We start from the raw sequence: 15231 nt of genomic DNA, 5'->3' as shown, positions 1-15231 counted from the left end.
CACATATTATTATATGACTGTATGAATACAAAAGTTTACCTGACATGACAACAACTTATGCAAGACTATCCAGAGCATCGGCATCCGTGCTTGCGTCACTCTGCTTCACGGGTCTGTGCGCACAAAACCTGAGCAATCCAGTGCTCGAAGGCATCGCTGACGCGGGTGTGATGAGATATGCCGGGAAATATTATCTCGGCGGTGTGTCGACATATGGCGACTTCTTCGTGAGCGACAATCTCACAGAATGGAACAGACGCATACACGTGTTCGATCTCGACAACGACTGGACACGCGGCACAGGAGCGCGCAACAATCAGGTGCATGCCGACGACATCACTTACAGCGGAGGGCTTTTCCATCTGCTTTTCAGCGTCAATTACTGGGGCGACGACCGCCACATCGTGCACATCACACACGCCACGTCGCCTTCCATAAGCGGTCCGTTCGAGGAGGTGCGCAAGGATCAGTGGTTCGAGAACCGCATCGATCCGCAGGTGTTCTGCGACGAGGACGGACGGCTGTATCTGTATATGGTGAAGTTCACCGACGGCAACACGATATGGGCACGTCCCATGAACAGCGACTTCTCCTTTGCCGGTGACGCCGTACAGCAGTTCAGCTCACAGCCCGGAACATGGGAGACAATGGACAATCGCGTAGCAGAAGGTCCGTTCGTCATCAAATACCGGGGACGCTATTACATGATGTACAACGCCAACCACACCGCACCCGAATACGGCAACTACCGCCTCGGAGTGTGCGAGGCTGCCTCACCGATGGCATTCGGACCGGGTGGCAAATACCCGTGGCCCGTCGTAGGACCAGACACCGAAGCCCTCGATGACGACAATATAGACCTTATTGTTTATGGCGCGGACACTTTCCGTCCCGTCTCTCTCGATGCCGACACAATAAGGTTCCGCATCGACCGTGACCTGAACGGACATCCTTACATGAAGCTTGCGCAACGCGGTGGATGCGAGGTCGCGCTCAACGGGCATACAGTCAACCCCGACTCTAAATCCGACTACCGCCTCATCCCCATAGACCGCAGACTCATCAGAAAAGGCGAGAACGTCATCACTGTAAGGCGCAAGGGCAACAGCTCGCGGCTTGTGGGACTCGCTATCTACGACATGACAGACCACCGCGCCGGTGACCTGATGCTCACTCCCGGTCAGCCCAGCATCGTCCGCGGACCGAACGGGTGGGAATGGTGGCTCGTATACATGGCAAACAAGGCATGGAAACGCAACCAGCACATCGACCGCATCCATTTCACAGGCGGCAGACTGTATGTGGACGGCATCACATCGCCCTCCTCCAAAGGCTTCCATCCGGTTCCGGCAATGCCCCGCCATTCGGGGAAGAGCCTCGACGGAGTGACCGTAAGCGACTCCTATCTGCTCGAAGTGACGTTTGCCGCCCACAGTCCGGCACAGTCAGTAAGCATCGGAGGGAAGTCAGTAAGCCTGCCTCCGCAGATGAGCAGGGAAGCCGCCCACGTGTGGCGCATAGAGCGCAACCACGGCATGCTTACCGTATGGATAGACAATGTGCTTGTGTGCGACCACGAACATATAGACAAGGACAACCGTGCCGCGGACATATCGGGCAACGTGGAATATCTGTCCTACAACGAAGGATATGACGAGTATGCCCGTCACTTCAGCGGATGGGACGGACTGAAGGCGGACGACGGCGGACTGATACTCGGCAGGTCAGACGTGATGAAAGGCGATGCTGCGACAAGCTACGAACTGAGCGTGCAGTTCGACAACGCCACTCCCGACCGCGGACGCTACGGTCTTTATGCCGCATGGCAGGATGCCGACAACTATGTGCGCGTGACAATAGACGCCGCGCGACGCTCTCTCATCACCGAACACTGCGTGAAAGGCAGGACAACCACAAGCGAGACACCGCTGTCACACACCGCAGTGCATTATCCTGACATAAAATACACCGACAGCTTCGAGAAGCAATACCGCTTCGACAGCGACACTTACGTCAGCTCGATACTTCTTCCGAGGCTCGACGCCGACAACGACCCATACGCGCGGAGTCTCTCTCTTGACGAGCACGCACAGAGAAAATTCCGCGACGACATGGCTTCGCTGATGGACTTCAGCTGGCTCGACGGCGACACGTGGCGCAAGATTGAATATAAGACAGTCGGGTCCGGACATCCCGGCTGGCAGAAAATAACGTTCCCGATGGTACGCACACGCGCACTGAGAATGATAAACAGCAATCCTCACGACAACAACCGCAACATATACCGCATAAAGACCTGCCGCGACTTTGCTGCCACATGCCAGTTGCGAGTCGACCGTAGGGGAAAGACAATACACATATTCGCCGACAACCGCGAGTTTGCCACAGTAAGCCTTAAAAAGAATGTGCCTGCACGCACAGGTCTACACAGCGACGGCGCGGCAGACCTGCGTGCCGCCAATGTGCTCTACTACGTTGTCAGTGAAGCACGATAATCCCCAATCGTCATCAGGCTCCGGTCTGATTATGCGTTAATGTCGGGTGGGTTGCTTGCCGTTCCGACGAAGGCGTAGCGGGCTACACCGGGACGCAACGGTAAGAAAGACGCCGGCAGAAAAGCATAAGCTGACCGGAGAGTATGTGAAATAAAGACATATTCAAACATATACGTTATAATGACCGATTGGTGATAAACACAAAGTCCGCGGACTGCCGCTGCACAGTGCAGGGCGGTCCGCGGACCTGTCATACGGCAGCGGAGGCGTCACGTCTCCGCCCACATTATGCCGTCAGGGCTTGTATTCCACAAACGCCTCCATTGCCTCATAGCATGCCAGACCCAGCTTGTCGTACAGGCTCGCCGTCGCCCTGTTGCGGTCTTCGGCACGTTGCCAGAACAGACGTTCGTCGTCTCCGAGGAACGGCGCGCTCTCCATCTGCGACTGATGCTTAAGTATGCTGTTGCGCTTTGCGCGCAGTTCTTCCGGGCTCATGGGCACACACATCTCTATGTTCTCTATCTCCCACTCCGCCCACGCGCCGCGATACATCCACACACGGCAGTCTTTCAGCCACTCAGCTCCCGCTTCCTTCTCCATATCTATGGCGGCGAGGACCGCGTCCGTACACTTGCGGTGAGTGCCGTGCGGGTCGGCAAGGTCGCCCGCAACGTATATCTGGTGAGGCTTCACGTCGCTTATGAGCTTGCGCACGATGTTCACATCCTTCTCCGACATCGGCAGTTTCTCTATCTTTCCCGACTCATAGAACGGCAGGTCGAGGAAGTGCACATGGTCGAGAGGTATGTGGTTGTAGGTGCATGCGGTGCGTGCCTCGCCCCGGCGGATAAGTCCCTTGATGGTGAGGATGTCGCGCGTGTCGCTGTCGCCCTGCTTCTTGTTGGCGAGGAAAGCCTTTATCTCCTCATACTTTCTTTTTATCACTTGGTCAGACTCGTCGGCGAAGAGCTGGTTGAAACCGTTTATGAAGTGCATGAAGCGCGTCACCTCCTCGTCGCCTACGGCTATGTTTCCGCTCGTCTCATACGCCACATGCACGTCGTGACCCTGCTGCACGAGCCTGTTCACTGTGCCTCCCATCGATATTACGTCGTCGTCGGGATGCGGAGAGAACACTATCACGCGCTTGGGATAAGGGTTGGCACGCTCCGGACGGTAGGTGTCGTCGGCGTTGGGCTTGCCTCCGGGCCATCCTGTGATGGTGTGCTGAAGGTCGTTGAAAATCTTTATGTTGGCGTTGTATGCCGAGCCGAAGAGCGCGAGAAGCTCGCTCAGTCCGTTCTCGTTGTAGTCTTTGTTGGTGAGTTTGAGGATAGGTTTGCCCGTCACACCGCACAGCCACACCAGCGCAGAGCGTATAAGCTTGTCAGTCCACTCGCAGTTTGTCACAAGCCACGGGTGTATTATGCGTGTGAGCTTTGCGGCTGCGGCGAGGTCAGTCACCACCTTCGCGTCGTTGTGTGTCTGCAGGAACGATGCCGGAATGGCGTCGGTGATGTGTCCCTCCACGGTTTTCTGTATTATGTCCGCCTTGTCGTCGCCCCACGCCGTGAGGAATATCTTTCTTGCCGAAAGGATGGTGCTCACTCCCATCGTTATCGAACAGGGCGGCACAGGCTCCTGAGAGCCGAAGCTGAGGGTCATCTCCTCACGCGACGTCGAGTCGATAAGTATTATGCGCGATGTGGACGTGAGCGCGCTTCCCGGCTCGTTTGTGGCTATGTTGCCCATGCGTCCCACACCAAGGAGCATTATGTCCATGCCGCCCTTGTCCCTGATAAGCTGCTCGTAGTGGCGGCAGTGCTGCTGCACCTCGTCCTGCGCTATGGTTCCGTCGGGCGAGAATATGTTTTCCGGACTAATGTCCACATGGTCGAGAAAATATCCGCGCAGCTGCCTCAGACTGCTGTGCATGCTGTCAGGACGCAACGGGAAATACTCGTAGGCGTTGAACACCGTCACGTTGGCGAAGCTCAGCCCGCATTCCTTATGACGACGCACCAGCTCCGCATACACCGAGGCGAGCGACTGCCCCGTGCCCAGACCGAGCACACAGTTGCGTCCTTCCGCCTTGCAGCGTTTCATTTCAGCCTCCACGGTGTCGGCAATGAGCGTCACGCCTTCCTCTGACTTGGAGAATATCTCCGTGCTTATTTTCTCGCACCTCGTCATTTCCGAGCGTTCCACTGCCGTACGCGGACGGTAGAACTGTTTGGGTACGTTGTTCAGTACGATGTGCGAACTCAGATTCATTTTCATACTGCTGTCGTTTTATAATATGTCTTCATGTTGTTGTAGTCTTTGTTCCGGCAGCCGTCTCACGGACGGTCTGCCGTTTTGGTACCCCACTTTGAGGGTTTGCTGCCCATCACAAGCTCAAGTGTTCCGCCCGCCTTGATGTCGGCGAAGTCAATATACGACTTCTTGTATGCGCGTCCGTTGAGATATGCTTTCTGCACGTATATGTTGCGGTCGCTGTTGTTGCGCGCCACCACGCTGAACGTCTTGCCTCCGCCCACGTTGAGGTCGGCGCGGCTGAAGAGCGGAGAGCCTATGATGTAGCGTCCTCCTGACGGCTCCACCTGATACAGACCTACGGTGGAAAGGATATACCATGCCGACATCTGTCCCACGTCCTCGTTGCCGCACAGTCCGTCGGGCTCGTTGTAGTACATCTCGTTCATCATCTTACGGAGCAGTGGAGCAGCCTTCCACGGTTGTCCCACGTAGTTGTACATATATATCACGTGATGGCTCGGCTCGTTGCCGTGGGCATACTGTCCCACAAGTCCGCTGATGTCGGGAGATGCGTTCTCGCCGAGGTCGCCCTCCACAACGAAGAGCGAGTCGAGCTTGGTCACGAAGTTCTTCTCGCTGCCGAAGAGACTCACCAGACCGTGTACGTCGTGCGGCACGAGCCATGTGTACTGCCATGCGTTGCCCTCCGTGTAGTCGTTCACGCGGTGTGCAGCCTCTATGGGGTCGAAAGGTGTGCGGAACTTACCGTCAGACGACACTGCCCGCATGAATCCCGTCTGCCTGTCGAAATACTTCGCGTAAGAGCGGCTGCGCTTGTGGAAGTAGTTGTAGTCGTCGGTCTTGCCCAGCAGTCTGGCGGTCTTTGCCACACCGTCGTCTGCAAGACAGTATTCCAGAGCCTTCGCCACGGTCTCGTTTGTAGGCTCCTTGTCGTAAGGGATGTAGCCATACTGCTTGAGCAGTCCGAGCGACCGCTCGTCGAGCATGGCGGATGTCTTCATCGCCTCAAAAGCCCGTTCCTTGTCTTTCACGAATCCTTTGAGCACGAGGTCTGCCAGTACCGGGATGCCGGGGTTGCCCACCATGCAGTCGGTCTCGCATCCCATGAGATGCCATACGGGCAGCTTGCCCTGCTGGTCGAATATGTTCATGAATGTGGAGGCGAAGTCGCTCTGCATCTCCGGGAATATAAGTGTCATGAGAGGATGTGCCGCACGGTAGGTGTCCCATAGTGAGAAGGTGGTGTAGTTCTTGAATGCGCCCTTGCGCACCTTACAGTCCGCGCCCCTGTACGCGCCGTCCACATCGCAGAAGAGCGACGGAGCGGTCATCAGATGATACATCGCCGTGTAGAATATCTCCTTGCGCTTGTCGTTCCCGTCGGTCAGGACGATGCGTCCGAGCTGCCTGTTCCATGCGTCGTCGGCAGCCTTCACCGCGGCGTCAAAATCCCATCCGGGCATTTCGGCTTTCATGTTCTGCTTAGCCTTGTCTATGTCCACGGGCGAGAGAGCCACCTTCACCAGCAGCGGCTCACCTTTCTCCACAGAGAATATGGCTACGCCCGTACTGTCGCGGTTCTCCATCCTCACGGGCTTCGAGAAGTCCATGGAGAAGTATATGCGCTGGTCGCGCGACCATCCCTCGGAGCGTCTGTAGCCTGTGATGCGCGTGTCGCTTTCCTGTGTTATGAGGCAGTCGGTCATCTTGTCCCATCCGATGCCCTGCACGAGGTCGAGACGCATGAGAGCGCGTCCGGTGCCGCCGTCGAAGGTATAGCGGTGGAATCCCACACGCTCCGACGCCGTCAGCTCCACCTTCACGCCCGGGTCGGCGAGCTTCAGCGAGTAATATCCCGGCTTCACGCTCTCATCCTTGTGAGAGAAGATGAGCTGCCGCTGCGAGGCGTCAGATACGGGCAGCAGGGCGATGTCGCCCAAGTCGCCTATTCCGGTGCCGCTCAGATGCATGTGACCGAAGCCTATTAGCACCGAGTCGCTGTAGTGATAGCCCGAGCACCAGTCCCATCCGCGGGTTATCTGCGTGGGTCCGAGCTGTACGAGTCCGAAGGGGACATTGGCTCCCAGGAACACATGTCCGTGCCCTCCGGTACCGATATACTGATTGACGTAGCGCGTCAGACCGTCAGAGGCTGCACGCGCCATGCCTGCGGTTCCTATGAAGAACGCTGCAATGGCTGATAAGAGGAAAATAGATTTTGTTTTCATAACGTAGTTATTAATAACTGCAAATATAACAAATTAAACGGTGTTTTCGCTTAACGGAAACCATATTTTTTCGCAAAAAAAGTGCGGGTGAGTGGAAAGAAAGCATGATTGCAATTGCCGGAGTGCAGATATTGTCATACAAAACATCCCCCGGATGCCACCAACCATCMCCCTCCCGCCGCAACGGCGACAGCCATTCCAATGCTACGCATCCTAAAAGTAGAGACGCAAAATCTTGCGTCTCACGTTTAGGTCAGGGCAATGTGCATCTGCAATAATCAAATCATTATAATCATATTCGTTGCTTGTGAGACGCAAGATTTTGCGTCTTTACTTTTAGGATGCGACGTAATAAACCGGCTGTTGTTATTGTTTCATCGCAATGGCGCGAGCATGTAGAGACGCAAAATCTTGCGTCTCACGAGAAGGTAAGACCAATATGCATCTGCAATAATCAAATCATTATAATCGCGCTCGTTGCTTGTGAGACGCAAAATCTTGCGTCTCTACTTTTTGTATGCCGCGTAATAAAAACAAAATAATGGCACATTATCGTGATGAAAACACTATCTTTGCATAAGATATGATGCGGTTATAAAAATTGAAATTACCAATCATCCCGTCACATCTCCAACACCTCACACAACAACATAACCCACTATGACGAAAAAAAATACCTGCAACGCCATATACCCCGACTGTCCCATAAGGAACGTTCTGGCTCGTGTGAGCGACAAATGGTCCATGCTGGTGCTGCACGCACTGTCGAAGAAGTCGCCCATGCGTTTCACCGAGCTGCGCAACGCCATAGGCGACGCAACGCCCAAAATGCTGTCAGCATCGCTCAAGACGTTGGAAGAAGACGGGATTGTGTGCCGCAAGGCTTACCCGGAGATTCCTCCGAGAGTGGAGTATTCGCTCACCTCACGGGGCACGGAGATGCTCAAGGCAATGCAGCCGCTCACCGACTGGGCGATAAGAAACATGGAGGCGATACTGCGCGACCGTGAGTCAAGACAACGGCAGGGCGTCGCAAATCTTAATAATAAATAAAACCGGTCTGCATAAATGGCTGTTAACCAGCATTGGTTTCATAAAAGATACTTTGTTCCGTCGGCGTAACGTCTTGCAGGACAGCAACATGTTGCGTATCTTTGTACAAGATAAGCTGCACTCGGAAAATAAAGAGCAAGCTCTCTTTCCGCTCGTTTGCATTATCTTTGCATAAGATAAGCTGCACTCGGGAAATAAAGAGCAAGCTCTCTTTCCGCTCGTTTGCATTATCTTTGCAATAACTGACAATACAATAACATCAACATAACAAAAACTATTATTTTCATGGAGAAGTATCAGAAACTATCAACAGGCGACGCACCGAGAACAGAACTGCACGACAAACTGGGTCTTACGGGTGCGGAGATTTCAATCAACAGAATGCCGGCAGGGACTGCAGTGCCGTTCGTACACAGCCACAAGCAGAACGAGGAGATATACGGCATACTCGGCGGAAAGGGTGTCATGACGCTCGACGGAGAGAAGGTGGAACTGCGTGAAGGCGACTGGCTGCGCGTGGCACCGAGCGTGAGGAGACAGATGGCGGCAGCGGACGACAGTCAGTTGACATACATCTGCATACAGGTGAAAGAGGGTTCGCTGGAACAGATGACAGCTGCCGACGCGGTGATATAACTACGCGGCATACCCATACGGCAGGCGGGACATGAGGCAGGTGCACCATCTGAGGGGTGTGTCCGTCCGCATGTCCCGCCTTTTCTGTCCCTACTCCACCGCCACCAGCTCTATCCTGCGCTTCTGCGGACGGTTTATCTCGTATATGCGGTCAACAATCATGTCCATCTGACGGGTGTACATGTCGCGCACGTCCTTGTGTATCATCCTGCCGTAAAGGTCGCGCTTGGCAGCCACCCATCCGTCGCTCTTCTGCCCCTCACGGAATGCGCGCGCCGCCTTCTCGTCGTTCGCCTCAAGCATACCGCGCTTCATGAAGAAGTTGTACTGCAACCACGCATAGTCGCGGAAGCGGCGTTCTATCTCCCAACGTTCCTCGTTGAGAGCCATCACAGCCATCGCCTGACGGTATTGCGGCGTATGACGGTAAGCGGCGAGGTTCACTCCGGAGGCAAGCTCACCGGCGGTGAGGGTGTCGATAGGCTCGCCGTCGATTGTGAGCAGATGCTTTCCGGACAGTCCGCTGACGGTGAGCAGCTCACTGTTCATCTCGTCCATGAACTCTGGCACAATCTGCGTGATGCGCGACTGAGGACGTGTGCATCCCCATCCGTGGGCTATCGTGTCGAGAGGATAAGGCAGGGCGCGTGCCAGATAGTCGAAGCTGAGCCTGCCGTCCTCCGTCTTCAGCCGCGTCACCTTGCAGCCGGAGGCGGTCATAACCTTGCTCCGCGAGGCGTCGACAGCCACCTCTGCCACCTTCTTTCCTTCCATGCCCTGCGCCTTGAGGAACAGCCATGCCATCACCATATGACCGTCGTTGTCGGGGTGCACACGGTCACTGCCGCACAGGGTGAACGTGGAGTCGGCTGCCTGAAAGCGCGAGTTGATGGCGCACATGGGCGTGTTGAAGTCCACAAACTCCCATCCGTTTGCACGCGCGGCGGAGTCCTGAAAGACTATTATGCGGCGCATGGCGTCGTTCTTGCCCTTGAAGATGTTGTCGTTGAACCGCGACGTCTGGTCGTAGGGCGACGTGCCTATCATCACCTTACGCACCGACGTGTGCTCCTTCAGCTTCTTCTCTATCTCGAGAAAGTTACGGCGCGACTCCGCCACCTTACTGTCGGCGAAGGCGCCGGGGTTGTCGCCGTTATACTCGAAGTATCCGCTGTCGTTCATTCCGAACGTGAGGGTGAGCACGGTGGGACGCTTGGCAAACACGTCATGGTCTATACGGCGAAGTATCTCGAGCGAGGTGTCCCCGCCGATGCCGCAGTTGAACATCTGCATGCGTGCCTCCGGAAAGCGCGTCATGTAGTAGAGCCATATGTACGAGTGATAATGTCCGCCGTCGGTTATGCTGTTGCCGACGAATGCCACACGGTCGCCGCCCTTGAAAGGCGCCACCTTCTGCGCCGCCGCACATAGCGGGAGGAGCAGGAATAAGAGCAATAATGGTTTTCTCATATACAGTATCTGTTTTATTTTTCCTTCATGATTAAGCACGTGTTATGAACCAACCGCCATCATATTGTGTGACGTTCAGGCGATGCACTTCAACGTCTGAATAGGTAAGGCAGCATTATACACAACCTATGTGACTTTGAAATACTGCATTAAAGGCAATGCAAGCGAGGGCAAAGAGAGCTTGCTCGCGTTTTGCCGAGCGCAGCTTGACTTATTCAAAGGCAATGCAAGCAAGGGCAAAGAGAGCTTGCTCGCGTTTTGCCGAGCGCAGCTTGACTTATTAAAAGAACGGGCAGGATGACGGTAAAGACATGTACCACATATGGTATTTCATAATATCGAATAATTTTCGACATTCAATTATACTATACGGAAAGACAATCCTCACAGCCATATGCCTTACGCCATACCACTTCAGAGCCTGACAGGAATAACCGTCACGACATTTCGAGTTGCCTATATTACGGCAAAATTAATAAATTTATCCCAACACAACAACCGCACAACGCTATTTTTACGCCCACACAGCCCCACGACACCGCCATGACACAACACCAACTGCCAGTTCATTACGCCGCATACTAAAAGTAGAGACGCAAAATCTTGCGTCTCACAAGCAATAAACGCGATTACAACATGCCGATTATAACAGGAACAGCTTGCGCTGACTTCCTCGGGAGACGCAAGATTTTGCGTCTCTACAGGCATACGCCATTGTGATGAAACAATATCAATTGTTGCATATTACATCAAATACCGCACAATACAATAACATATTACACCCTCCAAAACATACATTTATGCTAATATGAGCCACACTCACACCAGCGCGCGCGACACGATTTTGAATGAATATCTACACACCCCGGTAAGTAAAAAATATTGACAAAATAATTTCGCAAAACAGGAACGGAAACGCTGCAAACCATCATCTGTGGAACATCATCATATGCCATGAATATCCGGAAATTTGGACACGCAACGCCGGAAAAGGCTTTTTGATGTACGGAAACAGCGTCACGCACTGACGGAAATGCCTGTCCCGCACCACGAAACGGTACATGTCATCACCCCAAACGGGCTTTTCCGCAACACAGGAGAGGCTTTTCCGTAAAGCGGAATCAGTCGTTTTACGACGTGCCAATATATAAGTCACTGACTGTCAAGCACATTCACAAAACACTCAAAACCCGTGTATTTTCACCGGAAATGCCGTTCGCGAAGAAATAAAGCGGTATCGTGAGGTTGTCATTGTTTAATTTGTCACATGCATTAATACGGAACGTATGTGACGGAATGTTCCATACGGCGATATCGGGCAACCTACGCGCCATACGATTTTTCATACTGTGGAGGCGCAAAGGATGCATATACAAAAAGCGCGGCATATAAAGTTATGCCCCAAAAACACAATACCAAAAAGCGCAACATATTAAGTAGAGACGCAAAATCTTGCGTCTCACAAGCAATAAACGCGATTACAACACGCTGATTATAACAGGGATAAATTGCGCTAACCACCTCGGGAGACGCAAGATATTGCGTCTCTACTGGCATACGCCATTGTGATGAAACAACATTATCCACCCTTTTATTACGCCGCATGCTAAAAGTAGAGACGCAAAATCTTGCGTCTCACAAGCAACAAACGCTATTACAACACGCTGATTATAACAGGAATAAATTGCACTAACCTCCTCATGAGACGCAAAATCTTGCGTCTCTACTGGCTGGCGCCGTCACTTTGCATGAATGAAAACAGGAACCACGCATATCGGCATGCGCGACACTACAAAAAAAGTGAGGGCATACGGACATGCCCCCACTTTGCCATAACTATTCTATATTGTGTTTTCCGACGGTCATCTTATTATCACCTTCTTTGTCGAACCGTTTTTATACCTGATGATGTTGATGCCTCTCTGCGGAGCGTTCAGTCTCATACCGTTGATGTTGTATATGCCCTGAATCTCGCCCGCACCCTCTTCGGTATCCACAGACACTATGCCCGTAGGAACGTAATAACCCTTCTTGGCGATGCCGAGGATTGTAGGATAGCTGCTGCTCTTCCTTGATGTGAACGTTACAGACTTTATCCTCTTGCTCTTGTCTGTCGGCATTGTGAATTCGTAGAGACGGAAATTATATCTCGTATCGATGTCGCCTGCTATATAGTTATCCGCGTTCTTGGTGATTATACGGCTTATGCCATACACTGCCTCGTCTCCTGAGGGGAACATACTGTACCAGTCGTCAGGCCTGAACTCTGATAGCTCGCTCTGCGTACCGTCCTCATAGTTTGCCACAGTCTCCAATTCCGACCTTCCGTTTGCGGATATCATGAGGAAGTAAAGCTCCTCGCAGTTTGCCGGTTCGTCGAACACGAGGTCCTTGCTTTCGTCAGCCGTCTTGAGCACAAGGGCGTTGTTCTGAGTGTAGTCGGCAAGTTTGAACTCGGTGCCTGCCGATGTCTTCACGATGCGGTCGTCTCCGGCAACGGCTCCTGTCTTGGCTACTGAAGTGCTGTAGAGCACCCATCCCTGGTCGTCGAGCGTTCCGTTGACTGATGATGACATATCCTTGCTCTCGGCAATGACGTCATGGCTCCATCCTGTCACGGCTACCGGACCGTTCAACGGAACAGCCTCGGGGAACTGCTCGAACGCCTCCACCTCGGCGAGTGTGGGATAGAAGTACGGATTGAGCGTGCATACTATGGCGAGATACTTGCAGCTCTTGTACTCGGGAAGGATATACTCAAGCTCGGAAACCTTGTCGAGACCGGCAAAAGTCTTCACTTCCGTGAGGTTGGTGAGGTCGTTGCCCATCATGATACTTATCTCGTTGTTGGCGGCTCCGCTCTTTCCGTTGTCGTTCTCAGCCTGGTTCTCGCCCGGGATATATATCTTCACCTTAGAGATGTTCCAGTTCTTGCCCTCCGGAGCGGTGAATATGGTCCAGAAGTCTTTCTTGAACATAGACGGTGTCTCTATCTCTCCGCAGCCCTCGTCAGTGGTGTTGCCGTCGGTGAGCGTGCCCGTCTTCAGCTCGTCATACTGAGCCTCGAACGAGTAATCTGCCTTGTAATGGCGCAGCGTCGCCTCTTTTCCGGCAAGCACGTTGGGCTGGCTCTCCGAGTCTATCAGCACGTTGACGGAGCGTTCCTTGTACATTCCGCCGTTGTCAACAGTGATTGTCAGCTTGTCGGCACCCATTATCTTATCGGCTGTCACAGGTATTGTGAACGTGCCTTCGGCGGTGTTCTCGGTGATGTCGCCCACCGTCACGTTGCCCTTCTCAGCCACGGCGCGGCAGGTGAACTTCTCGGAGCGTTCGTCGCCATTGAGGTCATACTTCACCACGATGTTACCCGTCTCCTCAGCGTTCAGTCTGAGTTCAGCGGGCGACACCTCCATAGTGAGATTGTTGTCGTCCTTTCCGAACACCTCGAACTCCCATATGCGGAGTGTTCCGCTCACATGCGGGGAGAGGCGTACGTAGCGAGCCTTGTATGGAGCGATGTAGTCTGTCTTGACTGACTCGCTCTCGCGGTCCTCCTCATCCACGACTGTTGTCCAGTGCTCACCGTCATTCGACAGTTCTATGGTGTATGAGCGAATCTGGTCTACTCCGCTTTCCGGACCAGCGTTTCCGTCGAATATCTTGAAGCCATAGATGCGGTAGGCACCCTCAAGGTCGAATATCACCCAGTTGTCCGCGCTCACGTTGCACCACTTGTCGCTTGTGCTGTAAGGACGCTCCACACCGTCGATAATCTTAGACGGCACCTCGGTAGAGTTGGTCGAGCCGCTGTAAGACACCACGGTCTTCTTCAGCACGACGTTATATACCTCTTTCTCCTCACCGGCTTCCATCACGTCGAGCACTTCCTTGGTTGTCGTTGATGTGCCGACACTGTTGGTTGCCTCCACAGTCACGCTATGGCGTCCTGCCTTCAAGCCTTTCACGGTTATCTTGCTGTCGGTCAGCGCGCCCTCCACAAGCTCCAGTCCTTCCGGAAGAGTCCACTTCCATGCTGTGGGCTTGCCTGTTCCCTTTGCGGTGATTGTGGCTGTCTCGCCCACGTTGATGTAGCTCTTGGAGAGTTTGAATGTCACGGTAGGAGCCGCAGCGGCAGGATATTTCACTTGCAGGGTCTGTGCCGGCTGCTGCCTCATGTCCTTCATCACGGGCACAACGAGCACATTGACATAAGCGTCATTGGCGTTGCGCGTGAACGGAGGAATATAAAATCCCTCGCCGCGGGTCTGTCCCACGAGCTTGCGTGTGCCGTCTGCTGTCTCGGTGTAGATGTCGAAGTGGTCGAAGTCGGAGTTATAGCTGTAGTCCCAAGTCACGCGGATGTCGCCCTTCTCCTCACCGAGCACGCTCGTCGTAGAGAGGTTGCTCACTGCCACTGCGGAAGGAGCGTAGGCTGCGGGAAGCACTGCGAGCTCGCCGAGCGACAGCACATAGTCTGCCACCTCTGTCTCAGACTTCATGTTGAGGGAAATCATGTAGACTGTCTTTCCGTTGAGCTGGGACAGGTCGTATTCTGCTATTGTCCAGCCGTTCTTGTCTGTCACGGTCGGATTGGAGAGCGTCACCATCTCTCCCTTTACCTTACTCTCCGTGGCGAGCCTTACCTCCACCGAGCCGGGAGTGCTTGTCTTGTATACCAGACGGAGTGTTCCGCCGGAGGTGACAGGTATCATGGTCTTGTAGAGACGCATCAGATGGTCGCCTGCCGTGAGCTTGCCATTTATCTTCAGAGAACTTCCGAAGTTGTAGGCATCGTCCCAGTCGATCGTCACGTCCAGACCTTCCTTGTTCTCAATCCAGTAACGCCACGTCGGCATGATGCTCTGCACGCCGCTGTGATACCAGTCCTGAGTGTTCTGTTTCTCACCCTCCACAAAGCGGTGCTTGCCAAGACCGACACAGAAGGATGTCTCGAAAGGCATGGAACTGATGACAGAACGCTCCAGCATACGTCCGGAAAGACCGGGCCAGCCGAAATCGTCGACGTAGGTAGGGTCGCCATACTGGTTCACCCACATGTCTCT

Annotated in this window: 7 protein-coding genes; 3 read left to right on the top strand and 4 right to left on the bottom strand. The window is 53.7% G+C overall.

Features of this window, described 5'->3' with window-relative positions; all coding sequences use genetic code 11:
* Positions 1–44 precede the first annotated feature (44 nt).
* Positions 45–2495 (top strand): family 43 glycosylhydrolase, encoded by a 2451-nt coding sequence (locus BN4609_RS15240; protein WP_068857350.1) that lies wholly within the window; start codon positions 45–47, stop codon positions 2493–2495.
* A 294-nt stretch (positions 2496–2789) separates the two neighbouring features.
* Here the strand turns inward: BN4609_RS15240 and BN4609_RS15235 are convergent, their stop codons facing one another.
* A complete protein-coding gene (locus BN4609_RS15235) occupies positions 2790–4778 on the bottom strand; it encodes a glucosamine-6-phosphate deaminase (protein ID WP_021992640.1) in 1989 nt (662 codons plus the stop codon).
* A 59-nt stretch (positions 4779–4837) separates the two neighbouring features.
* Positions 4838–7006: a GH92 family glycosyl hydrolase gene (locus BN4609_RS15230; protein WP_068857349.1), complete on the bottom strand. Its 2169-nt coding sequence runs from the start codon at positions 7004–7006 to the stop codon at positions 4838–4840.
* A 660-nt stretch (positions 7007–7666) separates the two neighbouring features.
* Between BN4609_RS15230 and BN4609_RS15225 the strand changes: the two genes are divergently transcribed.
* Both BN4609_RS15225 and BN4609_RS15215 read left to right on the top strand, forming a co-directional pair.
* Positions 7667–8059, top strand: coding sequence for a winged helix-turn-helix transcriptional regulator (locus BN4609_RS15225; RefSeq protein ID WP_068857348.1), 393 nt, complete (start codon positions 7667–7669; stop codon positions 8057–8059).
* A gap of 285 nt (positions 8060–8344) precedes the next feature.
* Complete coding sequence (locus tag BN4609_RS15215; RefSeq protein WP_021992082.1) at positions 8345–8695, top strand: cupin domain-containing protein; 351 nt, start codon at positions 8345–8347, stop codon at positions 8693–8695.
* A gap of 90 nt (positions 8696–8785) precedes the next feature.
* Here BN4609_RS15215 and BN4609_RS15210 read toward each other — a convergent pair whose 3' ends face one another.
* Together BN4609_RS15210 and BN4609_RS15205 are read right to left on the bottom strand one after the other, a co-directional pair.
* Positions 8786–10165, bottom strand: a complete 1380-nt coding sequence (locus BN4609_RS15210) for an SGNH/GDSL hydrolase family protein (protein ID WP_068857346.1) — start codon at positions 10163–10165, stop codon at positions 8786–8788.
* Positions 10166–12027: 1862 nt separating this feature from the next.
* A complete protein-coding gene (locus BN4609_RS15205) occupies positions 12028–15225 on the bottom strand; it encodes a discoidin domain-containing protein (protein ID WP_068857345.1) in 3198 nt (1065 codons plus the stop codon).
* Positions 15226–15231 lie beyond the last annotated feature (6 nt).

It is taken from the genome of Leyella lascolaii (assembly GCF_900079775.1).
GTDB classification, from domain to species: Bacteria; Bacteroidota; Bacteroidia; order Bacteroidales; family Bacteroidaceae; genus Prevotella; species Prevotella lascolaii.
The sequence above is the reverse complement of the archived record's forward strand: the minus strand, read 5'-3'. Positions and strand labels throughout refer to the sequence as shown.

Bases quoted from the DNA above. Each gene is read 5' to 3' on its own strand.
- BN4609_RS15240 (WP_068857350.1), top strand. From the start codon at position 45: ATGACAACAACTTATGCAAGACTATCCAGAGCATCGGCATCCGTGCTT.
- BN4609_RS15235 (WP_021992640.1), bottom strand. From the start codon at position 4,778: ATGAAAATGAATCTGAGTTCGCACATCGTACTGAACAACGTACCCAAA.
- BN4609_RS15205 (WP_068857345.1), bottom strand. From the start codon at position 15,225: ATGTGGGTGAACCAGTATGGCGACCCTACCTACGTCGACGATTTCGGC.
- BN4609_RS15225 (WP_068857348.1), top strand. From the start codon at position 7,667: ATGACGAAAAAAAATACCTGCAACGCCATATACCCCGACTGTCCCATA.
- BN4609_RS15210 (WP_068857346.1), bottom strand. From the start codon at position 10,165: ATGAGAAAACCATTATTGCTCTTATTCCTGCTCCTCCCGCTATGTGCG.
- BN4609_RS15230 (WP_068857349.1), bottom strand. From the start codon at position 7,006: ATGAAAACAAAATCTATTTTCCTCTTATCAGCCATTGCAGCGTTCTTC.
- BN4609_RS15215 (WP_021992082.1), top strand. From the start codon at position 8,345: ATGGAGAAGTATCAGAAACTATCAACAGGCGACGCACCGAGAACAGAA.